The organism is Clostridium minihomine, from assembly GCF_900240385.1.
GTDB classification, from domain to species: domain Bacteria; phylum Bacillota; class Clostridia; order Oscillospirales; family Acutalibacteraceae; genus Faecalispora; species Faecalispora minihomine.
This window is the reverse complement of the sequence record NZ_OEQH01000004.1, coordinates 91,515-113,297: the sequence shown is the minus strand read 5'-3', so window position 1 is coordinate 113,297 and position 21,783 is coordinate 91,515. Positions and strand designations below refer to the sequence as shown.

16 protein-coding genes are annotated in these 21,783 nt (G+C 46.8%); 10 read left to right on the top strand and 6 right to left on the bottom strand.

Annotated features, from left to right (window positions below; translation table 11 throughout):
• The first annotated feature begins 289 nt into the window (after nt 1-289).
• From C1A02_RS10205 to C1A02_RS10180, 5 genes are all read left to right on the top strand, one after another.
• Complete coding sequence (locus C1A02_RS10205; RefSeq protein WP_101698125.1) at nt 290-1,618, top strand: TRAP transporter large permease subunit; 1,329 nt, start codon at nt 290-292, stop codon at nt 1,616-1,618.
• 446 nt (nt 1,619-2,064) lie between these two features.
• Nucleotides 2,065-2,394 carry a DUF3870 domain-containing protein gene (locus C1A02_RS10195; RefSeq protein ID WP_101698123.1) on the top strand — a complete coding sequence of 110 codons (330 nt, stop codon included), beginning with the start codon at nt 2,065-2,067 and terminating at the stop codon, nt 2,392-2,394.
• Nucleotides 2,395-2,425: 31 nt separating this feature from the next.
• Complete coding sequence (gene ald / locus C1A02_RS10190) at nt 2,426-3,538, top strand: alanine dehydrogenase (RefSeq protein ID WP_101698122.1); 1,113 nt, start codon at nt 2,426-2,428, stop codon at nt 3,536-3,538.
• A 73-nt stretch (nt 3,539-3,611) separates the two neighbouring features.
• A complete protein-coding gene (locus C1A02_RS10185) occupies nt 3,612-5,036 on the top strand; it encodes an SH3 domain-containing protein (RefSeq protein WP_101698121.1) in 1,425 nt (474 codons plus the stop codon).
• Between the two features lie 178 nt (nt 5,037-5,214).
• Entirely contained in the window at nt 5,215-6,249 is a 1,035-nt protein-coding gene (locus C1A02_RS10180; protein ID WP_243577985.1) for a dipeptidase, read from the top strand.
• A gap of 70 nt (nt 6,250-6,319) precedes the next feature.
• Here the strand turns inward: C1A02_RS10180 and C1A02_RS10175 are convergent, their stop codons facing one another.
• From C1A02_RS10175 to C1A02_RS10165, 3 genes are all read right to left on the bottom strand, one after another.
• On the bottom strand, nt 6,320-6,967 hold the full coding sequence (locus tag C1A02_RS10175; protein WP_164997191.1) for a GntR family transcriptional regulator: 648 nt from the start codon (nt 6,965-6,967) through the stop codon (nt 6,320-6,322).
• A gap of 245 nt (nt 6,968-7,212) precedes the next feature.
• Nucleotides 7,213-8,448: a sensor histidine kinase gene (locus C1A02_RS10170; RefSeq protein ID WP_101698119.1), complete on the bottom strand. Its 1,236-nt coding sequence runs from the start codon at nt 8,446-8,448 to the stop codon at nt 7,213-7,215.
• A complete protein-coding gene (locus C1A02_RS10165; RefSeq protein ID WP_101698118.1) occupies nt 8,445-9,122 on the bottom strand; it encodes a response regulator transcription factor in 678 nt (225 codons plus the stop codon). The genes C1A02_RS10170 and C1A02_RS10165 overlap by 4 nt, the downstream gene beginning before the upstream one ends.
• Nucleotides 9,123-9,405: 283 nt before the next feature.
• On the opposite strand from C1A02_RS10165, the gene C1A02_RS10160 reads away from it, so the two are divergent.
• Genes C1A02_RS10160 through C1A02_RS10150 form a run of 3 tightly spaced genes read left to right on the top strand, consistent with a single transcriptional unit; the run spans nt 9,406 to nt 12,992 of the window.
• Nucleotides 9,406-10,134: a polyphosphate polymerase domain-containing protein gene (locus C1A02_RS10160; protein WP_101698117.1), complete on the top strand. Its 729-nt coding sequence runs from the start codon at nt 9,406-9,408 to the stop codon at nt 10,132-10,134.
• On the top strand, nt 10,127-10,810 hold the full coding sequence (locus C1A02_RS10155; RefSeq protein WP_207204898.1) for a DUF4956 domain-containing protein: 684 nt from the start codon (nt 10,127-10,129) through the stop codon (nt 10,808-10,810). The genes C1A02_RS10160 and C1A02_RS10155 overlap by 8 nt, the downstream gene beginning before the upstream one ends.
• 10 nt (nt 10,811-10,820) lie before the next feature.
• The gene (locus C1A02_RS10150; RefSeq protein WP_101698116.1) at nt 10,821-12,992 is read left to right on the top strand and encodes a carbohydrate-binding domain-containing protein; all 2,172 of its coding nucleotides are present in this window, start codon (nt 10,821-10,823) and stop codon (nt 12,990-12,992) included.
• 62 nt (nt 12,993-13,054) lie between these two features.
• Here the strand turns inward: C1A02_RS10150 and C1A02_RS10145 are convergent, their stop codons facing one another.
• On the bottom strand, nt 13,055-13,579 hold the full coding sequence (locus C1A02_RS10145) for a hypothetical protein (protein WP_101698115.1): 525 nt from the start codon (nt 13,577-13,579) through the stop codon (nt 13,055-13,057).
• A 130-nt stretch (nt 13,580-13,709) separates the two neighbouring features.
• On the bottom strand, nt 13,710-14,930 hold the full coding sequence (locus C1A02_RS10140) for an AfsR/SARP family transcriptional regulator (protein WP_101698114.1): 1,221 nt from the start codon (nt 14,928-14,930) through the stop codon (nt 13,710-13,712).
• Between the two features lie 325 nt (nt 14,931-15,255).
• On the opposite strand from C1A02_RS10140, the gene C1A02_RS10135 reads away from it, so the two are divergent.
• Nucleotides 15,256-19,005, top strand: coding sequence for a phosphoribosylformylglycinamidine synthase (locus C1A02_RS10135; RefSeq protein WP_101698113.1), 3,750 nt, complete (start codon nt 15,256-15,258; stop codon nt 19,003-19,005).
• 95 nt (nt 19,006-19,100) lie between these two features.
• On the opposite strand, the gene C1A02_RS13535 is transcribed toward C1A02_RS10135, so the two are convergent.
• Nucleotides 19,101-19,241, bottom strand: coding sequence for a hypothetical protein (locus C1A02_RS13535; RefSeq protein WP_164997190.1), 141 nt, complete (start codon nt 19,239-19,241; stop codon nt 19,101-19,103).
• A 255-nt stretch (nt 19,242-19,496) separates the two neighbouring features.
• On the opposite strand from C1A02_RS13535, the gene alr reads away from it, so the two are divergent.
• Entirely contained in the window at nt 19,497-20,693 is a 1,197-nt protein-coding gene (gene alr, locus C1A02_RS10130) for an alanine racemase (RefSeq protein WP_101698112.1), read from the top strand.
• Nucleotides 20,694-21,783 lie beyond the last annotated feature (1,090 nt).

The following is a 21,783-nucleotide window of genomic DNA, read 5'->3' as shown; positions in this document are numbered from 1 at the left end:
TTGAAAGAGATAAGCATGTCCGCCCGGGAATCCGGGCAAAGATACATAGCTCGTAAGAGACATTGGAACCAAAGGAGGTGTTACAAAAAATCGGAACTGAAAAAGAATGGGGGTGGATCAGTTTTTCTATGCGAAAAGGCAGGAAAGATCGTCTGATCAAAACAGACAGGAAAAGCAAAAACGGTTTTAAAGCGGTTCCCAAAATTTTTTGGAATGATTTTTGGCCTCACAGGATTTTAAAACGTTTTGCGGCATATTGTAGCAGGGAATATTCTAGGAGGTGCTTACTATGGAGTTAGGCAGTTGGTCATTGATTCAATCCCCATCGCTTCTGGCGTTGATTCCACTGGCCGTTTATATCATCATGGTGTTCCGGGGAAAAGACAATACATCGGGTATTATTGTAGGTATTGCCGTTGGCGCGCTGATGATGGGGCAGAATCTGAAGATGCTGTCTGTGGCGTTTGCCCAAAGCCTGGGTTCCACTACGGCTTTGATCGGTGTCATTATTATGGCCGGAGCAGGCCTGGGCGTACTTATGACAGAAGCAAAAATCACACATACTTTGGTTTACTGGATTGTAAAACGAATTGGGGTTAACACGCAGACAAAAGCGAAAGTTACCCTGATTATCTGTTCCATTTTGGTTTGTGGCCTGCTGGGCACTTTGGGCGGCGGCAACGCTGTGATTGCCCCCATTTTAATTCCGGTTATGGCTTCTTTAAGCGTTACCCCCACTGTTGTGGCGGCGCTGTTTAAAGTATCGGGAGAAGTCGGCCTGATGCTGGGGCCGCTGACCGGTGTGACTTTGATTACCATGGAGGTAACAGGCCTGTCTTACGGACAACTGATGATAGGCGCAGTGATTCCTTTCTCGGTTTTTTGGCTGGGCGGCATGTGGTTTGCTGTGAAGCGCACCCAGCGCAGAACAGAGGGCAAGGAATTTTATAATCTGGATGCCATGCAGGATTTTAACGAGATTGTGGTTACCCCCAAAGAACGCAGAACCACTCTTACCTTTTTAGTGGCATTTTTAGCACTGATTATCTATGGAATTATGACAAAGCAAGGCACCAGCTATGCGCTGATCGTGATGATCGTTTTGTCTGCGGTAGTCGGCATTGTAGGACGCATGGATATCGATCATGTGGTGGAATCCATGTCCAAAGGCATTGCGTCCCAGGCTAGAATGTTTGTGGTGTTTGTCACCATTGATGTTCTGCTGAATCTGGTGGAACTGGGCGGCGGATTTGAAGCGATTGCCAACCTGATGGGCGGCGTAGCGGGCGATAGCCCCACCGCGGTTATGCTGATTGCATCTGTCGTAGGCGGCTTCGGAATTGAAGCAGCGGCCGTGGCAGAAATCAAAATTATTTCTGAAATGTTTGGAGCAGCTGCTGTTGCCAGCGGACTGCATATGAGCCTGTTTGCAATTGCCATTTTGTCTGCTACCCGCCTGACCGGCGGAATTTACCCCACCAGCAATATGATGGGGCAGTTGGGTATTGCCCAATGCAATAATACAAAAGAAATGCTTCAGGCCAACTGGATCGCCAGCGGAAGTGCCATCGCTTTTGTGGTGGTTTGGGCAATTTTCGGCCCCATGATTTTAGGCTGATTTTACGTCGGTAAAATAGCATACACAATCACACAGAAGAAAAACGTCCAAAGGGGTTTTGGTAATAATAGGCGCGGTTTTTCAGATTGGCAGAAAGCAGATGGAATGCCCGTTTTTCCAAAGGCGCTTTTGGACCAGAAATCAACGGTTTTGTTTTTCAGTAAGGCAGCAGCACTGCTTTGCGGTAAAAGTGGGATCCCGTTGGCAGACATTGCCCCGGAGCCCCAGGCACATGTGCCCGGTGTTCTTCGGAAAAACGCAGAAAGGAGAAGGGCTGATTTTTATGAAAAAGAATTGCTCTGTTTTTCAATCCCACTGCTTCAGCGGTCGTTTTCCATAGTCGCGGTTCGTCTTTTATTGCCGGATCGGCGGCTGCGGAACAATGGGAGGCTCCCCCTCATTAGGCTCAGACAAAGCCGAAGGTTGATTGAAAGGAGTTTCAAAGGATGAATTATCCCGAAAATACAATTTATCTGGTAGGGCACGCCAAGGTGGCCAACGACAATCCAATCAGCCAGTCTTATGGAATCTTTTTTCTTCCATTTGTGGTGGACCGGGAAACTCACCGAATTGTAGATGTGTCCTGTAATGCAATTTTGGATATTAGCAGGGATTTTGTCCGAAGTATGCTGGTGGGGTGTGATCTGCTGGACGGATTGGATGAAGCGGTTCAGCGAGTGCGCTCCCGTTATTTTGGTTCCTCCCAAAAAGCTTTGGTTGCTGCTCTGCGCGATGCAAACGGAAGACTGCGAGATATTTTATCTGCCCAGCAGTAACCTGCGGGCAATTATCAATGGAGGCATCGCTATGAAAATTGGAAGTGTGAAAGAAATTAAAAATAATGAATTCCGGGTGGGGCTTTCCCCGGATAATGTAAAAGCTTATGTGAATGCGGGACATCTGGTATATATGGAAAAAGACGCAGGGCTTGGTTCCGGATTTTCTACGGAAGAATATCAGGCATCCGGCGCAACGATTTTAGAAACCGCCCGGGAGGTTTGGGACACGGCAGATATGATTGTGAAGGTAAAGGAGCCTTTGGAGCCGGAATACCAGTATTTTCGTGAGGACTTGATTGTGTATACCTATCTTCATCTGGCGGCGGATCGGCCCTTAACCGACGCAATGCTGCAATCTAAAGTAAAAGGTGTGGCCTATGAAACCTTAATGGAACCAAACGGCAGTCTTCCTCTTCTGGCACCCATGAGCCAAATTGCAGGGCGCCTGAGTGTGCAGGAAGGTGCTAAATATCTGGAAAGACCAATGGGTGGTTCCGGTGTGCTTTTGTCGGGAGTTCCCGGCACCCCAAAAGCCAATGTGGTGATTTTGGGAGCGGGTACCGTAGGAACCAATGCTTGTAAAATTGCAGTGGGAATGGGTGCAAACGTGACCATTACTGATATTAATTTGGCGAGGTTGGCTTATCTGGATGATGTTTTCGGCGCAAGGATTCAGACGCTTTACAGTACGGATGCCGCAGTGGAAAAAGCGGTAACTCAGGCGGATTTGGTAATTGGATCTGTTTTGATCCCCGGTAAAAAAGCAGATAAGATCATCAAACGATCCTATCTGGGCAAAATGCGGCCCGGCAGCGTGATTGTGGATGTGGCAGTGGATCAGGGTGGCTGCTGTGAAACCACCAAAGTGACCTATCATGACTCTCCTATCTTTGTTGTGGATGGTGTGGTGCATTACTGTGTGGGCAATATGCCCGGTGCAGTTCCCCGGACTTCTACCATAGCATTAACCAATGCCACGCTGCGTTATGGCTTGCAGATTGCTGCCGGTGGATTGGAAGAAGCCTGCCGCAAAAATCCAGTGCTGTATTCTGCGGTGAATACTTATGGCGGAACATGCACCTGCAAAAATGTGGCAGATGGGTTCCGGATGGAATACTGTCCCGCGCAGCAGATGTTTTAGAATTCGGATTCTAAAAGTGTTAAGATGATATTCTGAAGGAATGGACGACAGTGAAGAAAGGGGATTTTGGTAAATGAAAAAATTTTACAGTGTGGTTATGGCTGCCGTTATGGTAGTTGGCAGTGTGATCTTTCCCGGTACCGCTTACGCCTCTTCCTCCAGTTCCTCTGATCAAGCACAAAAGGGGGTGCCCACCGCAGACAACGTATCTATGGAAATGCTGAACGCTCAATATTGGATCAATCGAACCAAGGACGCCAACAAAACCGTGATGTCTTGGCAGCAGATTCAGTCTTTTAACCAGTCGATGAAAACCTCGCTGGCCAATACTCCCGGGGCGATGTATGACCTGAGCCAATATCAGGATACTATTGCCGGAGAAGATCTGAAAACGCTGATTCGGGAAGGTGCCTCGGTTCCGTCGGGAATCTGGTATGTAAATGGGGAGCGTGTGGATGCTTCCTATTGGAATGCTCTTCAGGATAAGACTTATCTGTCGGACATTCAAAGCATACACTCCGTTCGCTTTGGGATCATGACTCAGCGCAGTGATATCAGAAGCTATCCCACCAGCGATGTGGTAACAGATGATGCGTCGGACGTGTGTTTTGATATCCTGCAGGAAACCGCAGTTCTTTACAATGAACCGGTGGTAGTTTTACACCAGACTCAGAACCAAATGTGGTATTACATTGTAATGGCTCATTATCGTGGGTGGGTGCCGGCTAAGGATGTGGCTTTGTTTGAAACCAAAGCGCAATGGGAGCAGGCGCGTATCCACAAAGATTTTCTAGTGGTTACCGGCAACAAGATTCAGCTGGAGCCAGATCCGTATTCTCCCGCTTTGTCAGAGCTGGAACTTTCCATGGGGGTTGTGGTGGATTTGGCTCAACCCAATGAATATCCAGCCTCGATTGGAGATCGGGTTCCCATGCAGAATTATGTGATCAAGCTGCCGGTGAGGCAGGAGGATGGCATGGTACAATATGAATATGCCATGCTGCCCTTAAATCGAGACGTCAGCCGGGGGTACTTACCTTATACCCGAGCCAATGTTTTAACCCAAAGCTTTAAAATGCTGGGGGATCGGTATGGCTGGGGCGGAATGCTAAATTCCAGGGACTGCTCTGCGTTAACTTATGAAGTATACCGCTGCTTTGGATTTCAGCTGCCCCGAAATTCCAGCACACAGGCTTTGATTCCCTGCAAAACATATGAGTTTTCGGGTAAGACGACTGCCCAACGCAAACAGATTTTAGATCAGCTAAAACCCGGATCTATTTTGTGCCAGCCGGGGCATATCACTTTGTATCTTGGGTCAGTGAACGGACGGTACTATGTGATTAATGACACCGGTGGGTTTGCGTCGGTGACAGGTGCGGTAGAAAGTGCCCGAATCCGCACGGTTGTGGTAAATGAACTGGGGGTGCGCCGAGCCAATGGAACCACTTGGCTGGATTCTTTGCTGCAGGCAAAGGAAATCGGCACACCAAAATAACAAAGGATGACAATCTGCAAAGGATTGGGTGTGACTTTGTGGTTTGTATTCTCAGGGGATTTGACTCTGGCAGAAAGGAAGATTTTGAAAGAGTTTGCCACAATGCCTTACTGTTTTGATCTCGATTTTGGCATCGAGAGATAACGGTACCATACGAAAGGGATCACCTCCCTTTCGTATGGTACCAAAAATTCGGTTGAGCCTGGCCGGAAAACCGGAAAAAGCCCGCTGTTTTCACCGTTTGGCCAATCAAGAAAGAAGGAGCGATATGTCTTATATTGATTTGCACTGTGACACCATTTCATTGCTTTTGGAACGAGAAATTCCTCTGTTTTCCAATGAAATTGATGTCAGTATTGAAAAAATGAAAACTTCTGATGTTTTTTGCCAGTTTTTTGCCATGTTTATTCGCATGAGCGATTTTGAAAATGTGGATGAATCCTATGCTTATCTGAAAAAAATGTATCATGTTTATCAAAAAGAAATGGAAGAAAACAAGGAACATATTCGCCCGGCTCTTTGTGCGGCTGATATTCATAAAAACCGCCGGGAGGGGAAACTGTCTGGTGTGCTGACCGTGGAAGAAGGGGGCGTCATTGGACAAGAGATGGATCGCCTTGAGGAGCTTTATAACATGGGGGTACGCCTGATTACACTGACCTGGAACTATGAAAACTCTTTAGGCTTCCCCAATTCCGATGATCCTGCGGTGATGGAAGCAGGGCTGAAACCTTTTGGAAAAGAAGTGGTGGAACGAATGAATGATCTGCATATGCTGATTGACGTATCCCACCTTTCTGACGGCGGTTTTTGGGATGTGGCCCAGATGAGCCGGGGGCCTTTTGTGGCCTCTCACTCGAACTCCCGGTCGGTGCGGGACTTCCGCCGGAATTTGACCGATGACATGTTGCGGACACTGGCGGAAAAAGGCGGCGTAACTGGTATCAATTTTTATCATAAGTTTTTAGGGGAAGATGGGAACGGAAGCGTTCCGGATATGGTGAGGCATATCAAACATATTAAAAATGTAGCAGGGATTGATACCATTGCGCTGGGCAGTGATTTTGATGGATTTTCTGGTCCCTGTGAGATCCGGAACTGCGCCCAGTTTTATAAACTGGCGGACGCTCTGTCTGCAGCCGGATTTACTGATTCGGAAATTGAAAAAATTTGCTGGAAAAATGCGCTGAGAGTGATAGACAGCGTGCTATAAATCAAATGATTCACATAAACAACACAGCCGGCAGGAAGTGGCCAACAAGCCACACGCCCTGCCGGCTGTGTTATAAGGAAGAACGAATCATGTATTTAATTATAGTGTCATAAGAAATCTGAATATGGCTGTGAAGCAGTTGACTGGCCTTTTCCCGATCGTTTTGAAGGATGGCATCAATGATGCTAATATGATCTAGATATCGTTCAAAACAGCCCCTAGGATCCAAAGAAATATTCCGCCGAACCATAGCCAGATAGTCCAGCCCGCATTCCAGAAGCTCGCTGGCATATGTATTATTCAGGCTGGACATTAACGTGTTATGGAATTCATTATCCAGTTTAATATAATGGGCAGAAGTGGCTTGAGGGTGTTCGGATAGCTGAATAAATTTTGTGCGAATTTCCATGAGCCAGCCTCGCTCTATGTTCTGCATCCCTTTGATCACGGCGTTGGGCTCCAGCATTTGGCGGATTTCGTAAATATCCTGAATCCTTTTGGGTGAAATGTGGGGTACCTGAAATCCTTTTCGAAACTCATTGGCAATTAGTTCTTCTCGAACCAGAATTAAAAAGGCGTCTCGCATGGATGCACGACTGATGCCCAGTTTGCTTTGTATCATCGTTTCGTCAATTTGTGCGCCAGGCTTTAGGTCACCAAAAATAATCAGTTCTTTTACTGCTTGATATGATTGCTTGCTTGAGCTGTTTTTTCGCATGATTCTTTCTCTTACCTCTCTACTCATCCGATTTCATTACAAATTACGACAATATTGTAAAGTAATTTTACCAATTTTTATATAATTTGTCAATAAATGTTCGAATTATAATTGGAAATAAGATTTTTTATTATTTTTTTAAAGAAACTATAAAAATACAGAGCATAGCAAATATTTTCTGTGATTCCCATGTAAAGAGAAAAGAAAAAGAATGTCTTCTCAGAAATTCTGGGTGCTGTAAAAAATTAAGGCTTTAGAGGCAGAATTACCTCAAATGAGGTGCCGGATAGTGGGGTGCTGGAGGCAGATATTTTTCCACCATGGTTTTCGACAATGGTTTTGGCAATGGAGAGGCCTAAGCCGTAGCCTTCTGTTTGACGGGCGCGGGATTGATCCATACGGTAGAAGCGTTCAAAAATATGATCCAGCTGGTTTTGGGGGATAAAGCCCCCAGTGTTATGCACTGTCAGGTGCGCTTTGGTTTGGTTTTGCTCTAAAGTTAGTGTAATGATTCCGTGTTCCCCTGCGTATTTGCAGGCATTATCCAGAAGAATCACAATCAGCTGCTGCAGCTGCCCGGAGTCCCCCAGAATAAACAGGTTGGGGGAGATGCTGCTGTTTAAGGTAACGCCTTGCTCAAAGGCCACGGGCTCATAAGGAAGAAGACTGCTCCACACCGCATTACTCAGATCCACAGGGATTTGCGGTGACGGAGCCCGGCAGGAATCGGATTTTGCGAGAAACAGCAAGCTATCCACCAGTTCTTTCATACGGGTGGCTTCGGTTCGGGTATATTCCACCCACTTCAATTGCTGCTGAATGGTGCTTTCTCGATGGGCGAGCAAAATTCCGGTGTTGGCTAAAATAACGGTGAGCGGTGTTTTTAGCTCGTGAGAGGCATCCGCCACAAACTGGCGTTGTTGTTCCCAGGCTTTTTCGGCCGGTCGAAGTGCCCAGCGGGCTAAGAACACGCTGATGAGGAAAAAAGCAAACAGTCCCCCTGCCCCGACCAGCAGGGAACTGAGCAGCATGCTTTTGATAGAGTTTAGTTCGTGGCTTCTGTCTGCAAAGGCAATTTTGGTTCCGTTGGGCGTTTCCTGCTTTAAATAGCGCAGATCTAATGAGGAAATGGAGCCGGATGTGCCGGGGGAATCCAGCGCCAGCTGAACCGCCTGCTGTAAAGCCTGTGGGGTGATTTCCACATTTTGTCCTACGGTTTCTAAAATATCGCCATTGTCATTTAATATGGCGCAGATCACCGGTGTCATGGCAGGCAGACCCTGAGGCCGGGAACCGCCGATTTCAAATTTGGGTGGCGCTTTGTCTGAGGCGCGGCTCAGAGCCTGCCTCATATCGTTAAAGCTGATGGATTCCAGACGCTGATAATTGGTATAAAGAAGTACGGAAAAAACAATCAGCAAAACCGAGGAAATCAAAAGCATATTGATGAGAATAAATTTTCGTCGAAGCTTTTTAATCATCCGTTTTCTTCCTCCAGCCGATATCCCACTTTGCGGACGGTTCCGATGTTGGCCTGAGACCCGAGAAAGGACATCTTTTTACGCAGAAACGAAATATAGGCTTCTACATTATTATCCTCTGCACCGGATTCTGTGCCCCAGACTTTCGTAATCAGATCTTCTTTGGGGACAATTCGTTTGGGGTTGCTCATCAAAAGGCGCAGCACTTCAAATTCCTTATAGCCCAGATGCACCGATTTTTGGTTGCATTGCAGAGTATTTGCAGATAGGTTTAGAACTAAATCGGAAAAAACTAACTCTTCCAGCACAACATCACCCTGCCGCCGGGATAAGGCTCGCACCCGGGCTAACAATTCTTCGGGCGAAAAAGGTTTTGTCATATAGTCGTCGGCTCCACAGTCCAGACCTGTCACCTTGTCGGATACTTCGTCCCTTGCGGTTAAAAGAAGTACGGGGGTGGCTATTTTTTTGCTTCTTAAGGCTTTTACTACTTCAAACCCATTGCGCTTGGGCAGCATCACATCCAAAACAATTACATCGTAAATTCCGCTTTCGGCATAAGTCAGACCGTCTTCTCCGTCATATACCGTATCTGTAGTATATTTTTGCTCTATCATGATTTGTGCCAATGCTTCCGCCAGACGTATCTCGTCCTCTACAATTAATATATTCACAGCGGAATCCCCCTTATCGATTGGTGTGTTCCCTTTGGCTATTTCAAATAGGGATATTATTTCCCCAAATAATATTTCTTTTTTCTATCGTAAGGTTTTTAGCTGAAATTACTCTGAAGTTCTGCTTTCAGAGTAATTTCAGCTATTTGTTTTATGATAGTGGCACAACAGCGATTTAACCGGAATATTCCACTATTTTAACATATCCTTTGGATTTGTTCTATCCGCATAGGAAAACTCCTTGTCTTATATTCTACATTTACCAGAAAGGGAGGATTCAGCCATGAAGCAATATCAGGATGTTTTCAGGCGTTATGAAAAGAAATATTTATTAAGCCGCGCCCAGTATGAGGTGTTAAGAGAAAAATTGGATCTGTATATGGAGCAGGATCAATATGGTCAGCACACGATTTGCAATCTTTATTTGGACACGGAGGACTATCATTTGATTCGAACATCCTTGGAAAAGCCGGTTTTTAAAGAGAAAATTCGCATTCGCAGTTATGGTGTTCCACAAGCAGAAGATTCGGTTTTTCTGGAACTGAAAGATAAATACCGGGGCGTGGTGTATAAAAGAAGAATTTCTCTTCCATTGGGTCAGGTGATGAATTATTTAAATCATCAGGAAATTCCCCCATTGGATTCTCAGATATTAAAAGAAATTCAGTGGTTTTTAAAGGTGTATCATCCAATTCCCCAAGTATTTATCGGTTACGATCGGATCGCATTGTTTGGGAAGGAAGATCCCAACCTGCGCATCACATTTGATCAAAATATTCGTTGGCGGAATACTGCGCTGAATCTTTCGGCAGGAGACTGGGGATCGGCACTGATTTGCCCGGATCATCTGCTTATGGAAATTAAAGTGCCTGAGGCCATGCCCTTGTGGCTTTGCCAAATGCTGACGGAACAGAAAGCATACCCGGTTTCTTTTTCGAAATATGGGGTTTGCTTTACGGATCATTTAAATGTGGATTCTCAAAAGAAATTAGGAGGAATTATCTGTGCTTGATAGTATTTTGTCGACAGCTACAGCTGCAACCACGGCAGCCAGTATGCAGGATTTGCTGATTTGTACGCTGGCATCCATCGTGCTTGGAATGGGGGTTGGACTGTGTTATATGTTCCGAAACACTTACAGCAAAAGTTTTGTTGTAACCCTGGCGTTGATGCCAGTGATTGTTCAAACGGTTATTATGTTGGTAAATGGCAATTTGGGGACTGGAATTGCGGTGATGGGAGCCTTTAACCTGGTTCGTTTCCGCTCCATTCCCGGCAGTGCAAGGGAAATTGGCAGCATCTTTTTTGCCATGGCAATTGGCCTTGCCACCGGAATGGGATATTTGACCTTTGCACTGATCTTTTTAGCGCTGGTGGGTGTAATGACGATGGTTCTGTACACCACAAAATTTGCAGAACCCAGAAAAATCCGCAAAGAACTGAAAATTATGATCCCGGAGGATCGGGACTTTGAGGGTGTGTTTGACGATCTGTTTCAAAAATATACGCAGGGATCAGAATTGGTGCAGGTAAAGACCACAAACATGGGCAGTCTGTATGAACTAAGGTATCATGTGGTGCTAAATGCACCGGTGATTGAAAAAGAATTTATGGATGAACTTCGCTGTCGAAATGGAAATTTAAGTATTTCCTGTGGAAAAATTTCTACCCTGCGTGATGAATTATAGGAGACATAAAATGGAAACAAAAGGAAAAGCATTGCTCGCAGGATTATTGTCCGCTAGTCTGATTTTGTTTTCGGTGACAGGATGTGGTTCCACCAAAGGGAATTCCAGTGGCTCATCCGAACTTTCCACCGAAATTCCGCTGACGGTGGAATATGCGGAAGAAGATTTGGATGACAGCTGGGATGCATCCACCGCAACGGCAATTACCCTGAATGGGGCTTCTGCCACAGTAGAGGGCAGAGGAGCCGCGGCACAAGGGGGAGTGGTGACCATTTCTGCCGCCGGAACCTATTTGCTGAGCGGAACTTTGGCGGACGGACAAATTTTGGTGAGCGCCGGAAAAGAAGATTTGGTAAGATTGGTGCTCAACGGGGTGACTCTTTCCAATTCTGCCAGTGCGCCAATTTATTCCAGACAGGCAAAGAAAACCATTATCACTCTGGCACAGGGAAGCCAAAATACCATAACGGATGCTTCGGAATACCAGTATGCGGATGCAAACACTGATAAGCCCGATGCGGCCGTTTTCAGTCAGGATGATTTGGTCATTAATGGAACCGGAAAGTTAACGGTGACTGGAAATTATAACAACGGGATTGGAAGCCAGGATGATTTAAAGGTAGTAAACGGTACTCTGCAAATTACAGCGGCCAATCATGGGCTAAAAGGCAGAGATTCCGTTGCGGTGAAAGAAGGTTCTGTTACCGTGAATGCCAAGGCAGACGGGATTCGGGCCAATAACAACGAGGACAGCACGAAGGGATGGATTGCCATAGAAGGCGGAAGCTTTGACATTACCAGTGGGCAGGATGCATTTCAGGCAGAAACCATTTTACAGGTTACCGGCGGGGATTTTCAGATTGTAACCGGCGGTGGCAGTGCCAACGCAGTTGACAAGCAGAAAGAGCAGGGGCCTGGCGGGCAAGGTGGGTTTGAAGGGCGTGGAAACAATCAAAATGGAGCGTTTCAACCTGAAGCCGGGCAGGAAAACAGCCAAAGTGCCGCCAGCAGGACTGCTGCAGCCAAAACCAATATTCAGAGAACGGCTGCTCAAAACAGTCAAGGGGAAACTGCTTCGGGCTCGGAATCCAGCGGAACGCAGAAGAATCAGGCCACAGAAACCACAGAAGACAGCACCAGCCAGAAGGCATTAAAAGGCGGAACGCAGGTTTACTTGGCAGGGGGAACTTTTCAGATCGATTCGGTCGATGATGCTGTTCATTCCAATGGTTCTGTAACCATGACCGGCGGAGAAATGTCCGTTGCCACCGGAGACGATGGATTTCATGCAGATGCAGATTTGCTGATTACCGACGGCACGGTTCATATTACCAAAAGCTATGAAGGACTGGAGGGGGCTACGGTTACCATAAGCGGAGGAACCGTTCACATAACAGCCAGTGACGACGGAATCAATGCGGCCGGCGGGAGTGACGGAGATACGGATGCGCAGGATCACTTTCAGGCAAATTCCAACGCTGAAATTCGGTTTACCGGAGGCTATGTTGTCATTGATGCCGGTGGTGACGGGGTGGATTCCAATGGAAACGTGTATCAAGAAGGTGGGACAGTTTTAGTGAATGGCCCAACGAATTCCGGGAACGGAGCGTTGGATTTTGATGGGGAATACCAGATGTCTGGTGGAGTTCTGGTGGCCGCGGGAAGCAGCGGTATGTTGCAGGCCCCGGATGAAAATTCCACACAGAATTCTTTGGCAGTAATGTTTACAGAGTCACAGAAAGCAGAGACCACCGTGAATCTTTCGGATGCTTCGGGAAAATCTATCGTTAGTTTTACACCTGCAAAGCAGTTCCAGTCAATCGTTATCAGTACACCGGACATGAGGCAAGGCAGCGTTTATACCATATCCACCGGAGGAACGGATGCCGCAGTCAAGGAAGACGGATTTGCCTTGGCGGGAACGTATTCGGGTGGAACAAAACTGACAGAGGTAACGCTTTCCGGCGCCAGAACGGTGATTTCCAGCACCGGAGAAGAAACCACTTTGGGTGGTATGGGTGGTATGAGACGGCCGGGAGGTGACAGGGGAAACAACAGTGGCGAAATACCGACTAATTCCGATGCTCCGCCGGAGGGATGGGCTCCCCCGAATAATGGGCGAACCCCCGATGTGGGAAGTGAAGTTTCCGGCTCGGGAAATTCTAGCTCTGCCTCTTCTTAAAAATATCAGCCGGAGGCTTTTAAAAATCCTCCGGCTGATATCCCGTTTTTATTATTTTTATTTTATGTCTTTTCCGTATCCCAGAGGGAGTTCGGCGATTTTTCACAGGCGCTGTTCATCATCATAAGCAGCTCTAGTGTACTTTGGAACGATTGGGTTTGACCTGCCTGAGCCCATTGAACGGTGCCCTGCCAGGTGGCGTTCTGACGCTGCTGCACGCGAACAATAAAGGTAGCGTTGTTATCGGCTGCTTTCTGCGTGTCCCAATCTTCGATTGTTTTCAGTATCCCGCAGTGGTTCTGCGGCTCGTGTTCCACGGAAGATTCCTCCCTCTTTTGGTTGTTTTTTTTCCTCTTTGCAAAGCTGCGGAATCTTACGGTGGACTGTGGGAAGTCCAGGTAATCCATCCATTGATCCATCAGTTGTATCAGTTCCAGTTCGCTGGAAAAATAAGCGCCCTTTTTAAAATAAGGGCTGTAAAAAAATCCTTTTATCTGCCTGTTTTCAAAAGACAAGATATGGATGATATTGGATTCGCTGGTCAGAACCTCTTCCTGCTCTGCAATAAGCCTTTGTATTTGCACCATAATATGGCTCTTCCTTTTCCTTATAAGTTTCCCATACATTAAAGAGCACAGTCTGATCCCGGAAAATTGACTGCCCTGTTATATTCCATATAAAAAGACAGGCCTAAAAAAACAGGCTGTGGGAGCATTTTTATTTTTCGATTGGCTCCACCGGGCGCAGCATATAAATGATTTTTAAATCTTTTTTCTTATAAGAGTTTTCAAATCGGCGGATGATCCGTTGCATTACCATCTCTGCATTTTCATAATTAATCAGAGGAAGCATGATAATAAACTGTGCGGAGCTGTAAGCGGATACCGTGTCACCCTTGCGAAGATTACGCAGAATCACTTCTTTAAATAAGTTTACCGCCGGCACTGCTTGAGTTCCTTTTAAAATACTTCCTTCGCTGTCCATCAGGGACATCAGTGCTACAAAAATGGATTGTCCGGTTCGTTTCAGGCATCTGGCATGAATACGATACAGGTTTTTGAATATCTCATAGTCACAATAATAGGCCCCGTTTTCGCTTTGGGCTTCTTGCAGATCTTCTTTGATCACAGAAAGATCCAATTCTACCTGATTGATGCTTTTTGTGATTTGCCGATATAATTCCCGCAAACTGCTGGAGATATCGACGCCCAGTTCCCGGTAAAACAATTCGGTTACATAGTGATAATGGCGAAGCGCCTTATTATTCTGGCCTGTGCTGATATAAGCATAGGTAAGCGTTTTATGCACCGATTCTTCAAAGGGAATCAGTGTAATGGCGGTTTCACATAACGAGATAATCTCGGTATACTCTTGACTTTTTTCATAAAAACCGCAAAGTTCGCGAATACAATTTAAATAGACGTTGGCCAGATTTGACCTTCGGGTAATCACCCAGCCGGCATAACTGGAATTGGGCAGAAAATCACCGCAGTAGTATTGCAGTGCATTTTGGTACAAGCGAATTTGCTGTGAACGCGCCATAGTGGGCGTTGCGGCCTGAAGAATCAGGTGTTCCATTTCTTCTACATCTACCATACACTCCAGTTGGGGATTCCATAAGTAGGCCCCCTGTGAATAAATAATAAAATTGGTCTCGCTGTCATGCAGTTCTTTTTTTAGCAGATCCCTGGCACGATAAACCAGATTTTTTAAAGCGTTCATGGGATCGGTGCAGGAATGTGTGTCCGACCACAGCACTTCGATTAAATTTTCTACGGTTGTATGTGTTTTGCGATTAGCAATTAAGTATTCTATCAGTAACCAAACCTGTTTTGTCCTTCCGCTGGTTTGGGTTAAAATATATTCTCCTCGTTGTATGCTGAACCTTCCCAGCATTTTGATGAAAATCGTCTCTCCTTTGGCTTTTTTTTGTGTCACCGAGTCAGCACCCTCCCTTACCGCTCTAAAAGGACTTGTATGAAAATCAGTATAGCATGAGGTCATAAAAATGGCAAGAAAATGGCAAATTATGTGGATTAATTACCGGATCATGCGCTAAAAATGTTCCCTATACTATAGAATATATCGATCGGTAAACGTTTTTTTCCACTATGAATCTATTTATCCGGTGCATAATATGCGGAAAGCCCGGGCTGCTTCGGCGGTTTTTTAGGGGATTTTTCTATTTTATCAAGGGACAAACTATGATAAAATAAATACGCAATATGAAATGGCCGCTCACGCGGCCGGAACGGGGGATTCAATGGCGGTCATCAGGCTGTTTGTGGAAAAAAAACCTGGATTTGATGTGGAAGCACAGCATCTGAAAGCGGATTTGGAGGAAAATTTGGGGGTCACCGGGCTGAAAGAGGTTCGGGTAGTAAACCGGTATGATATTTCCGGTTTGTCACAGCAGGAATTTGGAACGGCGCGGGGCACGATTTTTTCAGAGCCCAACGCAGACAATGTATATGACGAGGAATATCCGGTGCCACCGGGGGCGCTGGTTTTTGCCATGGAATATCTGCCTGGCCAGTACGATCAGCGGGCGGACTCGGCTGCCCAATGCGTGCAGCTTTTGACGCAGGGGGAGCGTCCTCAGGTTCTGTCGGCCCGGGTGATCCTTTTGCAGGGGGAACTGGACGAAAAAGTGCTGGAGAGGGTAAAACAGTACCTGATTAATCCCGTGGAGTCCCGCGAGGCGTCTTTGGCTAAGCCCGAAACGTTGGAGCTTCAGGTGGAAGAACCGGCCGGTGTGGCTCGTGTTCGGGGGATGATTCTTTGGGACGATGCAAAACTGACAGAGTATTACCGTTCCATGGGCTTTGCCATGAGTTTAGAAGATTTGTTTTTCTGCCAAAATTATTTTCGCGATACAGAAAAGCGGGATCCGTCCATTACGGAACTGCGGGTAATTGATACCTATTGGTCAGATCACTGCCGCCACACGACTTTTGCCACACGGCTGGAGAAAATTGAAATCGAGCCCGGCGCTCCGGCGATTGAGCAGGCGCTTCGTGACTATCATGCGGCTAGAAAAGAAGTTTACGGCGACAAGCAGAAGCCGATCTGTTTAATGGACATTGCTGTAATGGGAATGAAACTGCTGCGCCAGCGCGGTCTTTTGCCCGATTTGGATGTGAGTGAGGAAATTAACGCCTGCTCTATTGAGGTTCCGGTGCAAATTGACGGGGAAACCCAAACCTGGCTGGTTCAATTCAAAAATGAAACTCATAACCATCCCACGGAAATTGAACCGTTTGGCGGTGCGGCAACCTGTTTGGGCGGCGCAATTCGCGATCCGCTTTCCGGAAGAGCGTATGTGTATCAGGCAATGCGTGTGACCGGATCCGGCGATCCGCGCAGCACCAACACATTGCCGGGTAAACTGCCCTCCCGTAAAATTACGGTGGGTGCAGCGCAGGGATATAGTTCCTATGGCAACCAGGTGGGACTTGCTACCGGTCAGGTGACCGAACTGTATGATGATGGTTATGTGGCCAAAAGGATGGAGATTGGTGCGGTAATCGGCGCTTCTCCCAAGGGAAATGTGGTGCGGGAGGTTCCTGCCGCCGGGGATAAAATCATTCTGCTGGGCGGCAGCACCGGCCGGGATGGCTGTGGTGGCGCCACGGGTTCTTCTAAGGCGCACACACAGGAGTCGGTGAAAGTAGCCGGTGCTGAGGTTCAGAAGGGTAACGCGCCCACAGAGCGCAAAATCCAGCGTTTGTTCCGCAACCCGGAAGCCGCTCGTTTGATTAAGCGCTGCAATGACTTTGGCGCAGGCGGCGTGTGTGTAGCGATTGGCGAACTGGCAGATGGTTTGCAGATTCATCTGGATGCAGTTCCGAAAAAGTATGAAGGTTTGGATGGCACCGAACTGGCCATTTCAGAATCACAGGAAAGAATGGCTGTGGTGTTGTCGGCCAAAGATGTGGCACGGTTTTGCGCCTTGGCGGATGAAGAAAACCTGCAGGCTGTTGTGGTAGCCGAAGTGACCGAACAGCCGCGGTTGTGCATGGAGTGGCGCGGCGATACCATTGTGGATATCAGCCGAGAATTCTTGGATACCAACGGTGTGACCTTGTCTGCCAGCGCCTCTATCTCTGCGCCGGATCTTTCTGAAAATTATCGGGATTTGGTTCCGGCTGAACTGACCGAAGAGCCGATTGCCAAAGCCTTTGAGAAGAACTTATCCCGTTTACAGGTTTGCTCTCAAAAAGGGCTTGCCGAGCGGTTTGATTCCAGCATTGGAGCGGCCACTGTGCTGATGCCCTTTGCCGGAAAATATCAGTTATCGCCGGAAGAAGCCATGGTGGCAAAGCTTCCCGTATTAAACGGTGAAACGGATGATGCCACGGCTATGAGCTTTGGATTTATTCCCGGAATTTCGCGCTTCAGTCCTTTTCACGGTGCGGCTTATGCTGTGGTGGAAAGCTTGTCGAAGCTGGCGGCGGTGGGAGCGGATCCGCTGAAGGCCAGATTGACTTTTCAGGAGTATTTTGAGCGTCTGCGCCAGGAACCCCGGCGTTGGGGCAAACCGACCGCAGCGCTGCTGGGCGCTTTTTCTGCCCAGATGGGTTTGGGGCTTGCCGCCATCGGCGGAAAAGATAGTATGTCCGGTTCTTTTGAAGATTTGGATGTGCCCCCCACATTGGTCAGCTTTGCTGTGGCAATGACGAAAGCCAGCAAGACTCTTTCTGCGGCATTCCAAACTTCCGGTTCTCAGGTGTATTTGCTTCCCTTACCGGAACAGCAGGAAACCGGGTTGCCGGATTACCCGGCGCTGCGGGAATATTACCGTGCAATACGTCAAATGACGGAACAGGGTATAATTGCAGCGGCTTCTGTTGTGAGGGAAGGCGGAGCTGCGGCAGCAGTGGCCCGCATGTGCTTTGGCAACGGCTTTGGATTCCATTTTGCAGAGGGTGCATTGGATCAAAAACTTTTATTTGCACCTCAGTCCGGTGCGCTGGTGATTGAGGTGGTACCGGGAAAAACGTTGGCCCGTGGGTTGCGTTCGGCCTTGCTGGGAACGGTGACCGGGGAGGCTTCGATTACTTTGGGCAGTGAAGTTCTGGGATTGGATCGCTTGCTGACAATTTGGACCGGAACATTGGAAAAGATTTTCCCCACCCAAACACCGGAACAGGTGATAAGTGATGTGCCTGTGTATACCCAGCGGTTTGAGAAAGCGCCTGCAATTCGGGCGGCAAAGCCCCGGGTGTTTATTCCGGTGTTCCCCGGAACTAATTGCGAATATGATTCGGCGAAAGCCTTTGCCCGCGCTGGAGCGGAACCGGAGGTTCTGATTGTGAGGAACCTGACCCCTGCTGCCATTGAAGAAACCATTGTGCGCATGGAACAGGCGATTCGCAGTGCCCAGATGATTATGCTGCCCGGCGGGTTTTCCGGCGGTGATGAGCCGGATGGATCCGGAAAATTCATTGCCACCACCTTCCGCAATCCCAGAATTGCTCAGGCGGTGGAAGAATTACTGAATCAGCGGGATGGCTTGATGCTGGGGGTTTGCAACGGATTCCAGGCATTGATTAAGCTGGGATTGGTTCCCTTTGGCCATATTGTTCCCACTGAGGAATCGGCGCCCACACTGACTTTTAACACCTTGGGACGCCACATTTCCCGTATGGCTTATACCCGTGTGGCTTCGGTAAAATCACCGTGGCTGGCCGGGGTAAATGCCGGGGATGTGTTCTGTGTTCCGATGTCTCATGGAGAAGGACGTTTTGTGGCGGATAAGGAGACTTTGCGCCGCTTAGCGGAAAACGGACAGATTGCCACTCAATATACTACCCCTGACGGGATTCCCAGCGGAGATTCCCAGTGGAACCCCAATGGCTCCGTTTGGGCCATTGAAGGCATTACCAGCCCCGATGGACGGGTATTGGGCAAAATGGGACATTCTGAACGCAAGGGAACCGATTTGTACCGCAACGTACCGGGAGAAAAGGATCAGCGAATTTTTGAATCCGGCGTTGCTTACTTTAAGTAATGGAAATAATTTCCTGTTCTTTATTTTTACCATAAAAAAGCTGCCGGAGGGCTCTTGCGAACCCTCCCGGCAGCTTTTTATGCCCGGCATATTGCCTAGCGCTCACTTTTGTACCATTCTTCGCCATTGAAAATCAAATCATCTAAGTCAACGCCGGCAGTTAATTCACTGTACAGACAGCGATACAGGTCGTCGTCCAGATTTTCAGGGCGATTCAGCTTCATGGTCTGATCCATGATACCGCCTCCCCAATCCAGTATTATAAAAAGTGTTCTACCAGTATATGCCCACAGGCCTGCAAAGATTCCAAAATAAAGGCGAATTTATGATGTGGGGATCAAAATTTTTTGTTTGATCTGATTTCAACCCCTTGTTTCAGTCAATGGTTGATTATTTAAAAAAGCGGTACTATAATAGGAAACACATCCATACAAATAAGACCGAAGGATTCGGTTATCTTTTATTTTAAATTGAATGAGGAATCATATTTCATGAATCATTTTTTGAAACGAACTTGGGCAGAAGTGAATTTGGATGCTTTGGATTATAATTTTGAAAAAATCCGTGCTGCAATTAACCCCAAAACCAAGATATGTTGTGTTGTAAAAGCGGATGCCTATGGGCATGGTGCATCCTTTGTGTCCCGTGAATTTCAGAAAAAGGGAGCAGACTGGTTTGCTGTTTCGAATCTGGAAGAAGCTATTCAGCTTCGCCGGGGCGGAATTTTGCGCCCGATTTTGATTTTGGGATATACCCCGCCTCAGATGGCCGAAAAGCTTCATGAGCTTTGCATTTCGCAGTCTGTATTCTCGACAGAATACGGGAAGGAACTGTCGGACTGTGCTGCCGAGGCAGGCGTTCGCCTGCGGATCCATATTAAGCTGGATAGCGGGATGAGCCGAATCGGGTTTTTGTATCAAAATCCGGAAAGGGATCAAAATGCCTTAACTGAGATTGAACAGGTTTGCCAGATGCCCGCCTTAATACCCGAAGGGATTTTCACCCATTTTGCTGTGGCAGATGATGGAGAAAAGGGCGAGGACTTCACGATGCGTCAGTATGCCTATTTTTCGCAGGCAGTGCAGATTTTGCGGCAGCGGGGTGTGGAGTTTCAAATTCGTCACTGCTCTAACAGCGGCGCGGTGGTGGATTATCCGGATTTGGATTTGGATATGGTGCGCCCCGGTGTTATTCTTTATGGGCTGGCACCATCTGAACAGGTGCGCCGGGATTTAAAATTGAAACCGGCCATGGAACTGAAAACAGTAATTTCTCAGCTGAAAACCGTAGAGCCGGGCACTTGTGTCAGCTATGGCAGTGAGTTTGTTACCCAGCGAAAAACGGTGCTGGCCACGGTTCCGATTGGCTATGCCGACGGATATCCCCGCCGTTTGCACGACCGCGCGGATATGTTGGTTTGCGGAAAACGTGCCCGGGTAGTGGGCCGGGTCTGCATGGATCAGGTGATGCTGGATGTGACAGATATTCCGGAAGCGAAACCCGGAATGACAGCCACCGTATGGGGGCATGAGGGTGGAGCAGAGGTCAGTGTAAGCGAGATTGCCGCTTTGAATGAAACAGTTCACTATGAAATGATTTGTCTGGTGGGAAAACGGGTTCCCCGTGTTTTCCTTCGTCAGGGACAACCGGTGGGACAACTAAATTATATTTGCCCGGAAGAAGGCTGATTTTCTTTTCTTAACACCCCCTAACTGCAGAAATAGAATTTCACAGAACTGATAAAAATGAACATTGCAAAGAAACCCCCAATCGTAGGATGATGAAATCTACGATTGGGGGTTTTGTTTATCTTTCATATTAGAAATTAGTAATACGTTTGAGTCTCACTTCTCGGTATAAAGATCCAATCCAAGATTAAATCGTTGTTTTGGGCATAAATATACTTGCGGCTGCCTCTGACTCCAGTGTGTGTCTGAGATTTTATATAATAATAAATTGATTCGGCTAAAACAATAATAGAAACACCAGTTCCTATCGCTGCGGCAATTGCTTTTATAATAGGATGATATGCTATTGCTGCCGAAACAGTTTTAACGGAGCCGCCAGAGGCGTCGTTTTTTCTTTTCATCATTAAACCTTACCATTCAAAAACATAAAAGAATATTTGGATTAATGAAATAATCGAGAGGAGCAGGCTTAATTTTTTTTTATTCTGGGGGATCCAGAGTGAGACAATATAGCCTGTCGTATTAAATATTAAACCGATTAGCAGATACAGTGGATCGTGCGTATAAATTGCATAAAATAGAAAGACAATTGCAGCTATCTGAATAATATAGGGGATCCATCTTTTCTTCATAATTACCAACCTTTTATCTTTTAATAAAAATATGGATTGATAGAACATAAAAACAGAATGCTAAATCGAATTGTGTACTGGAACTATTTTCTATCCATAAAGACAATTTGGAAAAGAATTTTGTGACATGTTTTATCAAAAAATTATTCGTCAAGACAGAATTCTACTAAGCGCGGTGAAATCTCTTTGTAATTGAATACTAATTATTTGAAAGCGAATATTGACTACCATACGAGGTGATTTTCATTATTTTAAAATATTTTGGGCTGGAGTAAATATTAATTTTCCTCAAACAGATCAAACAAAGCAAAAAATCCGTTGGATGCTCTGAAATAGTATCAAGATAGGAGACATGAAAACCCATGTCTCCTATCTTGATACTATTTTAATTTGCGGGAAGGTTTTGTATATTCCAAAAAAATTTAATTTATTATTTTAGCTTGCCTGTTATAGGGAAA